The organism is Streptomyces formicae (assembly GCF_002556545.1).
Lineage (GTDB): Bacteria > Actinomycetota > Actinomycetes > Streptomycetales > Streptomycetaceae > Streptomyces > Streptomyces formicae_A.
Map to the genome: position 1 here is coordinate 2,996,460 of NZ_CP022685.1, position 14,753 is coordinate 3,011,212.

General features: G+C 73.3%; 12 protein-coding genes. 4 read left to right on the forward strand and 8 right to left on the reverse strand.

Annotation, left to right across the window (positions count from 1 at the left end):
- Positions 1–55: 55 nt before the first annotated feature.
- The 5 genes from KY5_RS12720 to KY5_RS12740 form a co-directional block, all read right to left on the reverse strand.
- On the reverse strand, positions 56–1,345 hold the full coding sequence (locus KY5_RS12720) for an RNA polymerase sigma factor (protein ID WP_098242347.1): 1,290 nt from the start codon (positions 1,343–1,345) through the stop codon (positions 56–58).
- Between the two features lie 118 nt (positions 1,346–1,463).
- Positions 1,464–3,362 carry a DNA primase gene (gene dnaG, locus KY5_RS12725; RefSeq protein WP_098242348.1) on the reverse strand — a complete coding sequence of 633 codons (1,899 nt, stop codon included), beginning with the start codon at positions 3,360–3,362 and terminating at the stop codon, positions 1,464–1,466.
- A 43-nt stretch (positions 3,363–3,405) separates the two neighbouring features.
- The gene (locus KY5_RS12730; protein ID WP_098242349.1) at positions 3,406–4,668 is read right to left on the reverse strand and encodes an NAD(P)/FAD-dependent oxidoreductase; all 1,263 of its coding nucleotides are present in this window, start codon (positions 4,666–4,668) and stop codon (positions 3,406–3,408) included.
- A 135-nt stretch (positions 4,669–4,803) separates the two neighbouring features.
- Positions 4,804–6,123, reverse strand: coding sequence for a deoxyguanosinetriphosphate triphosphohydrolase (locus KY5_RS12735; RefSeq protein ID WP_098242350.1), 1,320 nt, complete (start codon positions 6,121–6,123; stop codon positions 4,804–4,806).
- A 57-nt stretch (positions 6,124–6,180) separates the two neighbouring features.
- Positions 6,181–7,071 carry a sirohydrochlorin chelatase gene (locus KY5_RS12740; protein ID WP_098242351.1) on the reverse strand — a complete coding sequence of 297 codons (891 nt, stop codon included), beginning with the start codon at positions 7,069–7,071 and terminating at the stop codon, positions 6,181–6,183.
- Between the two features lie 315 nt (positions 7,072–7,386).
- Between KY5_RS12740 and KY5_RS12745 the strand changes: the two genes are divergently transcribed.
- A complete protein-coding gene (locus KY5_RS12745; RefSeq protein WP_418952866.1) occupies positions 7,387–7,998 on the forward strand; it encodes a SanA/YdcF family protein in 612 nt (203 codons plus the stop codon).
- A 683-nt stretch (positions 7,999–8,681) separates the two neighbouring features.
- The gene (locus KY5_RS12750) at positions 8,682–10,955 is read left to right on the forward strand and encodes a molybdopterin oxidoreductase family protein (protein WP_098242353.1); all 2,274 of its coding nucleotides are present in this window, start codon (positions 8,682–8,684) and stop codon (positions 10,953–10,955) included.
- Positions 10,956–10,995: 40 nt separating this feature from the next.
- Here the strand turns inward: KY5_RS12750 and KY5_RS12755 are convergent, their stop codons facing one another.
- The 3 genes from KY5_RS12755 to cutA all read right to left on the reverse strand — a co-directional run bounded on the left by KY5_RS12755 (position 10,996) and on the right by cutA (position 12,304).
- Entirely contained in the window at positions 10,996–11,286 is a 291-nt protein-coding gene (locus tag KY5_RS12755; protein ID WP_098242354.1) for a DUF6355 family natural product biosynthesis protein, read from the reverse strand.
- 218 nt (positions 11,287–11,504) lie between these two features.
- Positions 11,505–11,951 (reverse strand): gamma-glutamylcyclotransferase family protein, encoded by a 447-nt coding sequence (locus KY5_RS12760; protein WP_234362712.1) that lies wholly within the window; start codon positions 11,949–11,951, stop codon positions 11,505–11,507.
- Positions 11,948–12,304, reverse strand: coding sequence for a divalent-cation tolerance protein CutA (gene cutA / locus KY5_RS12765; protein ID WP_098242355.1), 357 nt, complete (start codon positions 12,302–12,304; stop codon positions 11,948–11,950). The genes KY5_RS12760 and cutA overlap by 4 nt, the downstream gene beginning before the upstream one ends.
- Positions 12,305–12,630: 326 nt before the next feature.
- On the opposite strand from cutA, the gene KY5_RS12770 reads away from it, so the two are divergent.
- Positions 12,631–13,365, forward strand: coding sequence for a hypothetical protein (locus KY5_RS12770; RefSeq protein WP_098242356.1), 735 nt, complete (start codon positions 12,631–12,633; stop codon positions 13,363–13,365).
- Positions 13,365–14,750: a sensor histidine kinase gene (locus KY5_RS12775; protein WP_098242357.1), complete on the forward strand. Its 1,386-nt coding sequence runs from the start codon at positions 13,365–13,367 to the stop codon at positions 14,748–14,750. The genes KY5_RS12770 and KY5_RS12775 overlap by 1 nt, the downstream gene beginning before the upstream one ends.
- The last annotated feature ends 3 nt before the right edge of the window (positions 14,751–14,753 follow it).

Consider the following 14,753-nt stretch of genomic DNA (forward strand, 5'->3'; position numbering starts at 1 on the left):
CTGGTCGCGCAGTTCCCCGCGCCCCTTACGGGCGGCCCCTGCGGGGCGCCCTGTCTCAGTCCAAGTAGCCCCTCAGCTGGTCCGCGAACGCGTGGTCGCGGAGTTTGTTGAGGGTCTTGGACTCGATCTGGCGGATGCGTTCGCGCGTCACGCCGAAGATGCGGCCTATCTCCTCCAGGGTGCGGGGGCGGCCGTCCGCGAGGCCGTAGCGGAGCTGGACCACCTTGCGTTCGCGCTCGCCGAGCGTGGAGAGGACCGCCTCCAGGTGCTCGCGCAGCAGCAGGAACGCCGCTGATTCGACGGGAGACGTCGCGTCGCCGTCCTCGATGAGGTCGCCGAGCGCGACGTCGTCCTCCTCGCCGACGGGGGCGTGCAGCGAGACGGGCTCCTGAGCCAGGCGCAGGACCTCGCTGACGCGCTCGTGCGGCAGGTCCAGGTGGGCGGCCACCTCTTCGGGCGTGGGCTCGTAGCCGCGCTCCTGGAGCATGCGGCGCTGGACGCGTACGACGCGGTTGATGAGCTCCACGACGTGCACGGGGACGCGGATGGTGCGCGCCTGGTCGGCCAGGGCGCGGGACATGGCCTGGCGGATCCACCACGTCGCGTACGTCGAGAACTTGTAGCCGCGGGCGTAGTCGAACTTCTCGACCGCCCTGATCAGGCCCAGGTTCCCCTCCTGGACGAGATCGAGCATGGTGAGTCCGCGGCCCACGTAGCGCTTGGCGACGGAGACGACCAGGCGCAGGTTCGCCTCGATGAGGCGGCGCTTGGCCATCCGGCCCATGACGACCAGCTTGTCGAGGTCCAGGGCGAGCTGGGAGTCCAGGTCGGGGGTGTTGCTCAGCTTCTCCTCGGCGAAGAGGCCCGCCTCCACGCCGCGGGCGAGTTCCACTTCCTCCGCCGCCGTCAGCAGCGGGATCCGCCCGATCTCGCGCAGGTACTGGCGGAACAGGTCGGAGGAGGGGCCGCCGGTGTCGGTGCGGCTGCGGGGCACCGGGAGCTCGATGGTCTCGGGCTCCAGGGACTCGGGGGCGTCCGGCGGACCCGGTGCTTCGGCCTCTTCCGTGGCCTCCGCTTCCTGAACCTCCGGGTGCCGGGTGGCCCGGCTCTGCGCCGGGACTGCCTCCAGGACGTCCGCTTCCGCTTCCGCGTGCGCGGCGGTGTCGGTCTGGGTGAGGGTCTGGGTCTGCACGGGGGCGACCTCCAGGGTGATCGCAGCTGAGGCGTGCGGCAACGGGAGAGGGACGACGGCCTCGCCGCTGTCCGTCCCGGACACGATGTGTGGAACCGCGGGGGTGTCGGACCCGCTGTCAGCGGGCCGGCCGCGCTCCGAGGACTCAGGCACCGGAACCCAGTGTGGGGCACGACACGCGGCCGCCACGAGGGGCGTGCGGTGACTTTTTGAGTCCGGTCCGTGACCGCGTGATTACCCGACGGGTAACCGTTGGCCCGAGCGTCACGCCTCAGAGGGCGTCGGAACCTCGTTCGCGCAGTGCCTGGGCGTACTGCTGGAGGACCCACAACTCGTTCTGGACGGCGGCCAGATGCTGCGGGTCGCCGCCCGCGCCGAGCCGGGCGAGGCTGCCCTGGACGTCCCTGATGCGGCGGTCCACGGCGCGCAGGCGGACCTGGACGAGCTGGATGCCCGCGTACATCTCGTCGACGGTCTTGCGCAGGATCGCCTCGACGGCCAGCTCGGTGACCATGCGGCGCACCGTGTCGTCGGGGGCCGCGTCGAGCACGCGGGCCAGATAGGCCTGCGGTTCGGCGATGCCCGCCTCGGCGCCGCCCGCCTCCTCCACGCACTGGCGCACGGCGGCGTAGGGCGGGGCGGTGAACTCGTCCACGCCGTACGCGTCGAAGGCCGGGGAGACCAACTGCGGGTACTGGAGGGCCAGCTTGAGCAGCTCGCGCTCGGTGCGGTGGGCGGGGCTGCGCAGGGTGAGCGCGGGGCCGCTGGGCGCGGGCGGTCCTTCGGCGTACGCCTGCGGGGGCCTGCTCTGCTGCGGGGCGGGGCCCCTGCCGCCCCGGTCGCGGGCCCAACGGGCCAGCTGGGCGACGCGCTTGACCACGAACTGGGTGTCCAGGATGCCGAGCATCCCGGCGAGCTGGACGGCGACCTCGTGCTGTGCGCCGCTGTTCTTGATGCGGGCCACCACGGGCGCCGCCTCGTCCAGGGCGGCGGCGCGGCCCGCGGGGGTCTCCAGGTCGTACCGCGAGACGATCTGGCGGAGCGCGAACTCGAAGAGCGGCGTGCGGGGTTGGACCAGGTCGGCGACGGCCTCGTCGCCCTTGGCCAGGCGCAGCTCGCAGGGGTCCATGCCGTCGGGCGCGATGGCGATGTACGTCTCGGCGGCGAACTTCTGGTCGTCCTCGAAGGCCCGCAGCGCGGCCTTCTGACCGGCCGCGTCACCGTCGAAGGTGAAGATCACCCGCGCCGAGCCGTTGTCCATCAGGAGGCGGCGCAGGATCTTGATGTGGTCGCCGCCGAAGGCCGTGCCGCAGGTCGCGATGGCGGTGGGGACGCCCGCGAGGTGGCAGGCCATGACGTCCGTGTACCCCTCGACGACGACCGCGCGGGAGGACTTGGCGATCTCCTTCTTGGCCAGGTCGACGCCGTAGAGCACCTGGCCCTTCTTGTAGATCGGGGTCTCGGGGGTGTTCAGGTACTTCGGGCCGTTGTCGTCGTCGCGGAGCTTGCGGGCGCCGAAGCCGACGACCTCGCCGCCGATGTCGCGGATCGGCCACATCAGGCGGCCGCGGAAGCGGTCGATGGGGCCGCGGCGACCCTCCTGGGAGAGCCCGGAGAGGGTCAGCTCCTTGTCGGTGAAGCCCTTGCCGCGCAGGAAGCGGGTGAGGTGGTCCCAGCCCGCCGGGCTGTAGCCGACGCCGAAATGCGCGGCCGCCGCCTGGTCGAAGCCGCGCTCGGCGAGGAAGGCGCGGCCGATCTCGGCCTCGGGGCTCTCCAGCTGGTCCACGTAGAACTGCGCGGCGATCTTGTGGGCCTCCACCAGGCGGATGCGCTCGCCGCGCTGGTTGGTCGGGTTGTACCCGCCCTCCTCGTACCGCAGCGTGATGCCCGCCTTGGCGGCGAGGCGCTCGACCGTCTCCGAGAACGTGAGGTGGTCGATCTTCATCACGAAGGCGATCGTGTCGCCGCCTTCCTGGCAGCCGAAGCAGTGGAAGAGACCCTTGCTCGGGCTGACCTGGAAGGACGGGGACTTCTCGTCGTGGAAGGGGCACAGGCCCTTGAGGTTTCCACCGCCCGCGCTGCGCAGCTGGAGGTAGTCGGAGACCACGGCGTCGATCGGGACCGCGTCCCGAACCGCCTTCACGTCCTCGTCATTGATCCTGCCTGCCACGTAGGAATACTACGGCTCCGCTGTGACACTCCTGCCCGGGCCTTCACGCCAGGAGCGACGCCAGGGGGGTGGAAGGGTCCGCGAGGGCGTCGGGATCCGGCCGCCTGCCACTGCGGATGAGCTCCTGGATGGGTTCGGTGACGTCCCACACATTCACGTTCATCCCCGCCAGGACCCGCCCGTCGCGCAGCCAGAACGCGATGAACTCACGCTTGCCGGTGTCGCCGCGGACCACCACCTGGTCGTACGAGCCGGGGGGCGCCCAGCCCGAGTACTCCAGGCCGACGTCGTACTGGTCGGAGAAGAAGTAGGGCACGCGGTCGTACGTCACGTCCTTGCCGAGCATGGCGCGGGCCGCGGCGGGGCCGCCGTTCAGCGCGTTCGCCCAGTGCTCGACGCGGAGCCTGTCGCCGTAGAGGGGGTGGGCGGTGGCCGCCACGTCGCCCGCCGCGTAGATGTCCGGGTCGGAGGTGCGCAGCGAGGCATCGACCGCGATGCCGCCGCCGTGCGCGCGGTCGGCGAGCTCCAGGCCGGCGGACTCGGCGAGCGCCGTGCGCGGGGCGGCGCCGATCGCGGCGAGCACGTCGTGCGCGGGGTGCTCCTCGCCGTCGTCGGTGCGGGCCGCGAGGACCATGCCGTCCTGTCCGGTGATCTCGGTGAGCCGCGCGCCGAAGTGGAAGCGGACGCCGTGCTCGGCGTGCAGGTCGGCGAACATCTGGCCGACCTCGGGGCCGAGGACTGCGTGCAGCGGGGTCGCCTCGGGCTCGACGACGGTGACCTCCGCGCCGTACTCCCTGGCGGCCGCGGCGATCTCCAGGCCGATCCAGCCCGCGCCCGCGATCACCAGATGGCCGTTGTCCCTGCCGAGGGCGGCGAGGACGTGGCGCAGGCGGTCGGCGTGCGCGAGGCGGCGCAGGTGGTGGACGCCCGCGAGCTCCGTGCCGGGGACGTCGAGGCGGCGCGGCTCGGCGCCGGTGACGAGGAGGAGCTTGTCGTAGTGGATGACGGTGCCCTCGCCCAGGCGCACCGCCTTGGCCGCGCGGTCGATGGCGACGACGGTCTGGCCGAGGTGCAGCTCGATGTCCGCCTGCGCGTACCACCCCGGTTCGTGCACGAAGACGCTGTCGCGCTCCTCCTTGCCCAGGAGGTAGCCCTTGGACAGGGGCGGGCGCTCATAGGGGTGGTCGCGCTCGTCACCGATGAGGATCACCCGGCCGGTGAACCCCTCGGCACGGAGTGTCTCGGCCGCCTTGGCGCCGGCCAGACCTCCTCCGACAATGACGAACGTCTGATCCGCGTCGACCACTTGATGCCTCCTCATAACCGAACCGCCACAGGGAGCGTCCCGCACAGAGCGTGATGGGGGAAGGGGGCGTGGCCCCAACTGGCCACATTTCGTCACGCCCTGTGGTCACTCCATGGTCACTTACCGCTGTTTTTCCTACCGTCTCGCCGTCATTCGATGGTGCAGGGCGCGGGCCGCCGCGTCCGTGAGTGAGGCGATTTGATCGACGACCACGCGCTGGGCGGCCCGGTCGTCGGACGCTGTGTCGTAGAGCGCGCGGAACTGGGGGTCGAGGCCCTCGGGGGCGCGCGCCGTGAGCGCGTCCGCCAGCTCGGCCACGACGATGCGCTGATCGGCGCGGAGCCGCTCCTGGGCGGGCCGCTGCATCACGTAGCGGTCGGCGACGGCCTTGAGCACCGCGCACTCGTACCGCGCCGCGCGGGGCACGACGAGCTCCGCCGCGTACCGCGTGAGGGGGCCCGTGCCGTACCTCGCGCGCGTGGCGGTCTCCGCGGCCAGGCAGAAGCGGCCGATGAGCTGGCTGGTGGCGTCCTTCAACCGGGCCTGGGCGACGGCTGATCCGTCGTACCCGTGCGGCCACCAGTCCTGGTCGAGGAGCCGGTCGAGGGCCGCGGCGAGCTCTTCGGGGTCGGTGTCCTCGGGGACGTAGCGCCCGAGCGCCACCTCGTAGATGTCCCTGCGCTCGGGCTCGGCGTGCAGCGCGTTCGGATCGATGTGCCCCGCGTGCAGGCCGTCCTCGACGTCGTGCACCGAGTAGGCGACGTCGTCCGACCAGTCCATGACCTGGGCCTCGAAGCAGGTGCGGTGGCCGGGGGCCTCCTTGCGGACCCAGTCGAAGACGGGCCTGTCGTCCTCGTAGACCCCGAACTTGGGCGATTCGGGGTCGGCTGGGTGGGCGCCGCGCGGCCAGGGGTACTTGGTGGCGGCGTCCAGGGCGGCGCGGGTGAGGTTGAGGCCGACGCTGACGAGCTCGTCGGTGTCGTCGGAGCGCACGAAGCGCTTCGGTTCGATGCGGGTGAGGAGCCTCAGCGACTGGGCGTTGCCCTCGAATCCGCCGCAGTCCGCCGCGAATTCGTTCAGCGCCTGCTCGCCGTTGTGCCCGAAGGGCGGGTGGCCCAGGTCGTGCGAGAGGCAGGCCGTCTCCACCAGGTCGGGGTCGCAGCCGAGGGCGGCGCCGAGCTCGCGGCCGACCTGCGCGCACTCCAGGGAGTGCGTCAGGCGCGTGCGCGCGCTGGCGTCCCACGCCTGGCTCCGGGTGCCCGGCGTGACGACCTGGGTCTTTCCCGCGAGACGGCGCAGCGCGGCGGAGTGCAGCACGCGCGCGCGGTCGCGCTGGAAGGCCGTGCGCCCCGGCCTCTTGTCGGGCTCGGCCGCCCATCGCTCGACGGCGGGTTCGTCATAGACGCCATAGGCGCCGAAGTCGTCGCCCTGCGCGTTCGATGCTGTGCCTTCCATGCACCGACAGTAGACGCAAGCGGTGACAAAGGATGATCTGGCTCCGGTCGGACTCGGTCAGACCCGGGACAGGCGGCGTCCTTCGGCCACGGGGCGCGCGGTCCTCGCGTGGTCGTAGCGGTGCAGGACGAGTCGGGCGAGCGCCGGGTGCGCGCCGAGCGGCGCCGCGGCGATCCAGGGCGCGGCGCCGGCGGTCTGCGCGGCGAACCTGCCCGGCGCGGTGAAGTACGCGGCGACGGCGGCGCGGTGCCGCCCTTCGGCCGCCAGGGCCCGGAGCGCTCCCGGCACGCTGCGGGCGCAGGCGGCGGTGGGCGCCGCGTAGGCGGGGACGACGGGCACGCCGAGGCGTTCGGCGAGCAGCCCGGCGGCGGTGTCGGTGTCGAGGGCCGATTCCGGGTCGCGGGAGCCCGCGGCGGCGAGGACCACGCCGAGGTGGCGGCGCGCGGCGGCGCCCGGCCGCGCGGGCCAGCCCGCCTCGGTGAGCCGGGCGTGCAGCGCGTCCACGAGCAGCGGGTGCGGGCCGAGCGGGGCGGCGGCACGGCAGTCGAGGTGCGGGGCGCGGGCGGCGGCCGCGGGCAGGTCGCGCTTGACGTGCTGGCCCCGGCCGAGGAGCAGCGGCACGAGCACGGCGGGGCCCGGCCGCAGGCCGGTGAGGGTGTCGGTGAGCAGCGGTTCGGTCAGCTCGATGTGGCCGATCCCGACGGTGAGCCCCGGGCGCAGTTCGCGGACCCGCTCGGCGAGGTCCTCGACGGTGGCGAGGGCGCGCGGGTCGCGGCTGCCGTGGGCGACCAGGACGAGGGGCGCGGACGGGTCGGGGCGGCGTCCGCCGTCCGGGGAGACGCGCCGGAGCTGGCTGCCGAGCTGGCTGGTGATGCGGTCCATGAGTTGCGCCGTACTGTCGAGGTGAGTGCTGCCGGACTCGTCGCGAAGAGGGTTCGACGGCGTCATGGACCGAGCATGGGCGGGGCAGGTTGCGGTGGCGTTGCGCGGCCGTGACGAGTGTTTTCCGGGGGCTCACGGGGTGGGTCGGGGCGGAGTCAGGGGCGATCTCGGGGTTGTTTCAGGGGCGCGGGCCATCCGATGTGTCGGTGAGGTCGCCTACGGTTGTCGCAGTGGTCGGATCGGGGAGGTCCGATGGGCTCGGGGGGCGGATCACTGGTGGAACGGACGGGGTGGGCGCGGCGGTTGTGGCCGCCGAAGGGCGTGGCGCGGCTCCGGCTGCCGCGCACGAGAAAGGGACAGCGGCGGGCCGTGCAGGCGGTGATGGCGCTGTGCGTGCTGGGCCTGCTGCCCGCGACGTGGCTGTTCGTGACGACGGACGACAGGATCGGCACGGTCGCGGACGCGCCGCGCACCCGGGTCGCGATGGTCTTCGGAGCCGGGCTGTGGCGGGGCGAGCCCTCGCCGTACCTCGCGCACCGGCTCGACGCGGCGGCCGAGTTGTACCGCACGGGCCGGATAGAGGTCGTGCTGGTCACAGGTGACAACAGCCGCGAGGAGTACGACGAACCGGACGCCATGCGCGCGTACCTGAAGAAGCACGGCGTGCCCGGACGCCGGATCGTCAGCGACTACGCGGGCTTCGACACCTGGGACTCCTGCGTCCGCGCCAAGAAGATCTTCGGCGTGGACCGTGCGGTGCTGATCAGCCAGGGCTTCCACATACGCAGGGCGGTGGCGCTGTGCGACGCGGCGGGCGTCTCGTCGTACGGGGTCGGGGTGGACGCGGTCCACGACGCGACCTGGTACTACGGGGGTGCGCGGGAGGTGTTCGCGGCGGGCAAGGCGGTGGTGGACGCAGCGTTTCGACCGGATCCGCGTTTCTTGGGTCCGCGGGAGCCTGGCGTGCAACGGGCGTTGGCCTCGAAGCGCTGAGGGGGCGCCCCTTCAGGGGCGCGGGTAACTGCGCGCTCAGCCCACGCCGACCCGCGGTCGACGATAGAGGCCGGCCCCCCGGGCCTTCGGCGGAGACGCGTCTGCCTCCCGCGGCTTCGCTGCCGGGTGCGGCACCCGGTCCGTCCTCGCGCAGTTCCCCGCGCCCCTGACGGGGCACAGCCACCCCACGGCACAGAGCGCGGAAGCGCCCTTTTTGGGGGCGCGGGGAACTGCGCACTCAGCCCACACCGGCCCGCGGTCGACGATGGAGGCCGGCCCCCCTCGGCCTTCCGCGGAGACACGTCTGCCTCGCGCGGCTCCGCTGCCGGGTGCGGCACCCGGTCCGTCCTCGCGCAGTTCCCCGCGCCCCTGACGGGGCACAACCACCCCACGACACAGAGCACGGAAGCGCCCCTCAGGGGCGCGGGGAACTGCGCACTCAGCCCACGCCGGTCCGCGGTCGACGATGGAGGCTGGCCCCCCGGGCCTTCGGCGGAGACGCGTCTGCCTCGTGCGGCTCCGCTGCCGGGTGCGGCACCCGGTCCGTCCTCGCGCAGTTCCCCGCGCCCCTGACGGGGCGCTGCCACCTCACAGTGGATGGCGGGCGGGGCTGAGGGTGGGTTGTCGGGGGTGTAACGCGGGTGCGTCGGGGCGTGTAACACGCGCGGGGGACGGTGGGGCGCATGCACCCCACCTCCGCACCGGTGACCCCGACCCACTGTCCCTACTGCGCCCTGCAGTGCGGGATGGGCCTGACGGCGGCCCCCGGCGGAGGCGTCGAGGTCGTGGAGCGCGGCGGGTTTCCCGTCAACAAGGGAGCCCTGTGCGGCAAGGGCCGCACGGCCCCCGCGCTGCTCTCCTCAGGGGCGCGCCTGACGGAACCGCTCGTCCGGTCCCGCGCCACGGGCAAGCTCGCGCCCGCCACCTGGGAGGAGGCGCTTGACCGGGTCGCAGACGGCCTCTCCCGTACGCGTGCGGAGTACGGCGCGGACGCCTGCGGGGTGTTCGGCGGGGGCGGTCTGACGAACGAGAAGGCGTACGCGCTCGGCAAGTTCGCGCGGGTGGCGCTCGGCACGTCGCAGATCGACTACAACGGACGGTTCTGCATGTCGTCGGCGGCCGCGGCCGGTCAGCGGGCGTTCGGGCTCGACCGGGGGCTGCCGTTCCCGCTGGAGGACATCCCGCGCACCGGGTGCGTGATCCTCGTCGGGTCGAACCTCGCGGAGACGATGCCGCCCGCGCTGCGGTACCTGACGGAACTGCGGGAGAACGGCGGGACGTTGATCGTCGTCGACCCGCGCCGCACCCGCACCGCGGAGCAGGCCGACCTGCACCTGGCCCCGCGGCCGGGGACGGACCTCGCCCTGGCGCTCGGCCTGTTGCACCTGGTGGTGGCCGAGGGCCGTACGGACGAGGCGTACATCGAGGAGCGGACCAGCGGATGGGAGGAGGCGCGGGCGGCGGCGATGGCGCACTGGCCCGAGCACGTCGAGCGGATCACCGGCGTGCCGGTACCCCGACTGCGCGACGCCGTGCGGCTCTTCTGCGACGCCGGGTCGGGGATGGTGCTCACCGCGCGCGGGCCCGAGCAGCAGTCCAAGGGGACCGACACCGTCGGGGCGTGGATCAACCTGTGCCTCGCCACGGGGCGGGCCGGGCGGCCGCTGTCCGGGTACGGCTGTCTGACCGGGCAGGGCAACGGACAGGGCGGGCGGGAACACGGGCAGAAGGCCGACCAGTTGCCCGGGTACCGCAAGCTGACCGACCCGGCGGCGCGGGCGCACGTCGCCGGAGTGTGGGGCGTGGACCCGGAGTCGCTGCCGGGCCCCGGCAGGTCGGCGTACGAACTGCTCGACGCGCTCGGCGGGGACGTCAAGGCGCTGCTCCTCATGGGCTCCAACCCGGTGGTGTCGGCGCCGCGGGCAGCCCATGTGGAGGGGCGGCTGCGGTCGCTGGACTTCCTCGCGGTGGCGGACGTCGTGCTGTCGGAGACGGCCGAACTGGCGGACGTGGTGCTGCCGGTGACGCAGTGGGCGGAGGAGACCGGGACGGTGACCAACCTGGAGGGCAGGGTGCTGCTGCGGCGCCGCGCGGTGTCGGCGCCGCCCGGGGTCCGCGGCGACCTGGACGTCCTGCACGGCCTCGCCGACCGGCTCGGGCACGGCAAGGGGTTCCCCACCGAACCGGAGGAGGTCTTCGAGGAGTTGCGCAGGGCGAGCGCGGGCGGGGCCGCGGACTACTCGGGGATCTCGTACGCACGGCTCGCGGAGGGCGAGGGGGAGGGAGTGTTCTGGCCCTGCCCGGACACGGAACCGTCATACCCGGACCCTGAACCGTCACGCCCGAACCCGGAAGCGCCAGGCCCGGCCGCCGGGCCGTCCTCCGACGCCGGGCCGTCCTCCGATGCCGGGCCCTCCTCCGACGCCGGAGGCTCCCCCGGCGCCGATGTCGCCGACGGCGCCGAGACGGCCCCGCATCCCGGGACGCCACGGCTCTTCCTCGACCGGTTCGCCACCGAGGACGGGCGGGCCCGGTTCGTGCCGGTGGCGCACCGCGCGGCGGCCGAGGAGCCGGACGCGGAGTATCCGGTGCTGCTCACGACGGGGCGGGTGCTCGCGCAGTACCAGTCGGGGGCGCAGACGCGCAGGGTCGACGAGCTCAACTCGGCCGCTCCAGGGCCCTTCGTGGAGCTGCATCCTCGGCTCGCCGCGCGGCTCGGTGTCGTCGAGGACGAGCCGGTCGCCGTGATCTCGCGGCGCGGGCGGGCCGTCGCTCCCGCGCGGGTCACGGCGGACATCCGCTCCGACACCGTGTTCATGCCGTTCCACTGGCCGGGCGAGGGGCGGGCCAACTCCCTGACGAATCCGGCACTCGACCCCGTGTCGCGGATGCCGGAGTTCAAGGTGTGCGCGGTGCGCGTCGAGCGGGCCCGGGGCGTCGAGCGGGCCCGGGGCTGAGAGCGTCCCCGGACCCGCCGTCACGCGGAGGTGTCGCTGATCAGCAGAGGCGGCCCGTGTACCAGGCGCCGCTCACGTCCGATGCCGAGCCGATCCAGGTCACGCCGGGGCCCACGCACTGCTCGGAGTTGGGGCCCCAGTCGTCGATCTCGATCACGATGTGCGAACCGTCGCTCGTGCAGTGGTTGTAGTAGGCGTCGCTGGCCGTCGCGAAGTATCCGCAGGGATCCTTGACGGCCCCCGGGGAAGCGGTCGCCGAGGAGGCCATGGACATTCCGAGGCCGAGGGCAAGAGCGCCGATGAGGGCCGGCAGGGAACGGCGAACTCGCATGAGGCGGCTCCTTCTTGAGGACGAGGTGCTCGCGCACCGATGTGCGCACCGAGCGGTGCACACGGAGAGCTTCCACTCAATCACTCTGGGTGGTCGCGCCACTTCGCTCGTACGAGTGATGGAGTCCATCAGATCGAGGTCGAGCGTGTTTGAGCTGCGGGTTTCGTCTCCCGTGCCGCGAGTTCAGGGGGTGATCCCGTGAGGCTGCCGGTCCGCTCTCATTTCCGGAGCCGGAAGGACGACCAGTCGCCGCCCTCGATCACCGTGCCCGACGCCCGCAGCCGCGCCTCGACGCGGGGCGCCGCCACATAGACCCAGGCGCGGACCGCCGCGCCGTCGGCGGCGCGGGTCACCTCGCGCGCCACGCGCTCGTAGAGGTTGCGGGGATCGCCCGGCGCGTACTCCTCCAGGAGGTCGAGCGCGACGAGCAGCCGGTCGTGGGCGGACGGCAGCGCGGTCACCAACTCGCCGTGCACGGGCCCTGCCCGGGGCGCCTCCACGACGTACGGATAGCCGGGTCCCTCGTAGAGGACAGCGCCCGGCAGCAGGGCCGGGTCCTCGCGGGCGACCCGGCCGGTCAGCAGCGCCGCGTGGTTGCACTCCCCCGGCCGCAGCGTGCCGTAGACGAAGAACGGCAGCCGGTCCGCCGCCCGCGGCGGGGTCACTCCGCCGTCTCCCGCTCCACCCACTCCAGATAGGCCGCGCTCCCCCGGACCACCGTGGTCGCGATGATCTCCGGCGTCTCGTAGTCGTGGGCATCGAGCAGCCACGCCTCGAGGGCGGCGTAGCGCGCGGCGGTCGTCTTGAACAGCACCTGCCACTCCCGCGCGGTCTCGATGCCGTCGTCCCACCGGTACACGGAGGTGACGGGTGCGCCGCCGATCTGAGCGCAGGCGGCCACGCGCGCGTGCACCGCTCCGCGGGCGAGATCTGCCGCCTTCTCCTCGGTGTCCGTGGTGGTCAGGACGGTGAGCACGGTAGGCACGGCGGGCGCGGCGGACGCGGTCGGTTCTGGCACGGGGCACCTCGTTCTTACGGACGTCGTGTCGGTTCTTCAAGAAGTCGGTTCTTCAAGAAGCGGTCTCTTCGAGAAGTCGTAGCGGTGATCCTTCCCGAAGTCCACCGGCCCGGGGCGCGGGCCCTAGGGCCCGATCCGAAGGTCCCGAATCAGGTGGTTCCACCGTTCCTAGGCGCAGCTGTTACACAACCTCCCGATGTCCGTGACGGACGCTTCCTAGCGTCGAAGGCGGTGGCCGGTCCACTGCCGAATCCCCAGCGCAGTCCCGGGACCGGCCACCGCCACGCCTGCCCGACCCCCGCTCCCCACCTCGACGGTCCCCCTCCATGAACCCGTTCCTCCGCCACCGGCTCGCCCTGTGCGCCGCCCCCTTCGCCGTCCTGGCGGTCCTCGCGCTCTCCGGATGCGGCAGGACCGACGGCCTCGGCGCCGGAGAGGCCGCGCCGTCCGTTTCGGTGCAGCCGCGCCCCGCGTCGGTCTGGCCCGCCTGGGCGGGCAAGTCGTCCGAGGCGCCCGGCGCCGACGCGGCCGCGCGCCAGCCGCCGCCCCAGCCGCTCAGGGGGCTGCCGAAGGTGGGCTCCGGCGGGCTCGCGTCGATGGACGTACGGGCGATCCTCCGGGCCGATCCGCGCGCGAAGCCGCTCGCCGACCGGGAGATGATCGACCGCCCGGGGCAGGCCGGGCTGCGGCCGCCCGTGTTCACCGACCTGACCGGCGACAAGAAGCCCGAGCTGCTCGTGGCCGCGGACACGGAGAGCGGGCGGAACGTGCTCGTCGTCTACACCGAGCACGGCGGCAAGGTCTATCCGATCCTGTTCACCTCGGGGCGGAACCTGAGCGTCGAGACGATCGGCCCCGATCTGCTGGTGCGCACGCCGTGCGCGGACGGCGGCGAGCAGGCCGTGCGCTTCCACTGGGACGGCATGCGGATGTCCACGCTCAGCGACGTCAAGAACTACAAGAAGCCGATGGACCCGAAGGGGACCCCGGCCCTCAAGGAGACCCCGTCGCCGAAGCCCTCCCGGCCGCCCGTCCCCTCCGACTCCCCCGGCGGGCACTGATGGCGCGCGGAGCCCGCGCCACGCTCAACGGCCTCGGACTGCGCTGGAAGATCACCGCGCTGCTCGCCGCGGGCTGCGCGGTCGTCGCCGTCGCCATCGGGGTGCTCATTCATTACGCCCGGCTCGACCAGGTGTCCGACAACGCCAGGGCGGGGGCGGTCGCCCAGCTGGTGCGGGTGCGTCAGCTGTACGAGCTGACCGGGCAGGTCGACCAGGACGACATGGGCGCCGCCGTCGACTCGCCCGATCTGCCGAAGCCGCTGCGCGATGCCGCGCTGGCCGGGCAGCGCACCACGTACCTCGACATGGGGTCCGGCGATCCGTGCGTATGGGCGGCGCGTCCGGTCGGCGACCAGGTGCTCTCCGTGCGCGAGTCGTTGCGGGAACAGGCCGACGAGATGGCCGAGTTCGACCAGCAGTTGATCGTCTCGGGTGCCGGCGTCGTCGGTCTGGCCGCGCTCGGCGGCGCGGGTCTCTCCAGCAGGCTCAGCCGCGAGCTGCGCACCGCCGCCGCCACCGCGCGCCGGATCAGCCAGGGCGACCTCGACGCCCGCATCGACCATCCGCGACCGCCGGGCGTGCGGCACGGCAAGGACGAGGTCGCGGAGCTCGCCACCGCCGTCGACACGATGGCCGCGTCGCTGCAGCAGCGCCTGGAGGCCGAGCAGCGCTTCACCGCGGACGTCGCGCACGAGCTGCGTACGCCGCTGACCGGGCTGCACACCGCGGCCGAACTGCTGCCGCCGAGCCGCCCCACCGAGCTGGTGCGCGACCGGGTGCACGCCCTGCGCACCCTCACCGAGGACCTCCTGGAGGTGGCGCGGCTCGACGCCGAGGTGGAGAAGCCCGACCTGGACGTGCATCCGCTGGGGCGCCTGGTCGAGGGGATCGTGCAGCGCGCGGGCTACGACGACGGGACGGTGCGGTTCACCGACCGGAACGCCGAAGGGAGAGCGGACGGCGACACCGACCGGGACGCCGGCCGGAGCGGGTCCGCCGAGGACGCCGGGAACACCGAGGACGTCTTCGTACGCACCGACGCGCGCCGCCTGGAGCGGATTCTCGCCAACCTCGTCGCCAACGCCCGCAAGCACGGCGGAGGCTCCGTCGACGTGCGGGTCCGCGGGGCGCGCGTCACGGTCGCCGACCACGGCCCCGGCTTCCCCGAGCACCTGCTCGAGGACGGCCCGCAGCGCTTCCAGACCGGCGCGCGCGAGCGCGGTCAGGGCACCGGGCTCGGCCTGACCATCGCGCTCGGCCAGGCCCAGGTGATCGGCGCCCGCGTCGACCTGTCCAACGCCGAGGACGGCGGGGCGGTCGCGGTCGTCCACCTGCCGATGGCCCGGCCGCCGCGCGGCGCCCCCGCAGACTCGGAGGCGGCCTGAGTC

Excerpts from the sequence above, each read along its gene's own strand:
- KY5_RS12750 (WP_098242353.1), top strand. The coding sequence starts at position 8,682 with ATGCACCCCACCTCCGCACCGGTGACCCCGACCCACTGTCCCTACTGC.
- KY5_RS12740 (WP_098242351.1), bottom strand. The coding sequence starts at position 7,071 with ATGACGCCGTCGAACCCTCTTCGCGACGAGTCCGGCAGCACTCACCTC.
- KY5_RS12755 (WP_098242354.1), bottom strand. The coding sequence starts at position 11,286 with ATGCGAGTTCGCCGTTCCCTGCCGGCCCTCATCGGCGCTCTTGCCCTC.
- KY5_RS12775 (WP_098242357.1), top strand. The coding sequence starts at position 13,365 with ATGGCGCGCGGAGCCCGCGCCACGCTCAACGGCCTCGGACTGCGCTGG.
- KY5_RS12745 (WP_418952866.1), top strand. The coding sequence starts at position 7,387 with ATGGCGCTGTGCGTGCTGGGCCTGCTGCCCGCGACGTGGCTGTTCGTG.
- KY5_RS12770 (WP_098242356.1), top strand. The coding sequence starts at position 12,631 with ATGAACCCGTTCCTCCGCCACCGGCTCGCCCTGTGCGCCGCCCCCTTC.
- KY5_RS12735 (WP_098242350.1), bottom strand. The coding sequence starts at position 6,123 with ATGGAAGGCACAGCATCGAACGCGCAGGGCGACGACTTCGGCGCCTAT.